The organism is Pseudomonas sp. HMSC063H08, from assembly GCF_001813645.1.
Lineage (GTDB): Bacteria > Pseudomonadota > Gammaproteobacteria > Pseudomonadales > Pseudomonadaceae > Pseudomonas > Pseudomonas aeruginosa.
Genome location: NZ_KV813390.1, coordinates 1 through 452, shown reverse-complemented (window position 1 = coordinate 452; position 452 = coordinate 1). Strand labels below are relative to the sequence as shown.

Annotated in this window: 1 protein-coding gene; it reads left to right on the top strand. The window is 60.0% G+C overall.

Going from position 1 to position 452, the window contains the following annotated elements; genetic code table 11:
• Nucleotides 1-119 precede the first annotated feature (119 nt).
• On the top strand, nt 120-452 hold a 333-nt coding region (locus HMPREF2924_RS08195), incomplete at its 3' end, for a TIGR03745 family integrating conjugative element membrane protein (protein ID WP_070700443.1).

The following is a 452-nucleotide window of genomic DNA, read 5'->3' as shown; positions in this document are numbered from 1 at the left end:
CGCGGCTGGGCCACCAACAACCTCGACAGCGCCACTGCCGGCGCTTCCGCGATACGGATCTTGGTCCTCCTCGGCATCACCTCCTTCATCCTCCTCAGCTGACCCATACGGAGACACTCATGCTGAAATTCACCCTCCAGAAACTGTCCACCCTCTGCCGGCGCCTGGCAGCCATCTCTTTGGCATTCCCAGGTGTCGCCTTGGCTGCACTCCCCAAACCCGAGGCACCTACCCGTGGGGAGGGCTCGGGGATCATGCAAACCATCCAGAACTTCGGCTATGACGGAGCAATGCTCCTCGCGCTACTCATCTGCGTGGCTGTCTTTCTGGGAGTCTCCTGGCATACCTACGGCACCTATCACGCCATCCATGATGGGAAGAAGAAGTGGTCGGATCTCGGGGCAGGCGTGGCCGTAGGCATCGGCCTGCTGATCTTGATCATTTATCTCGTC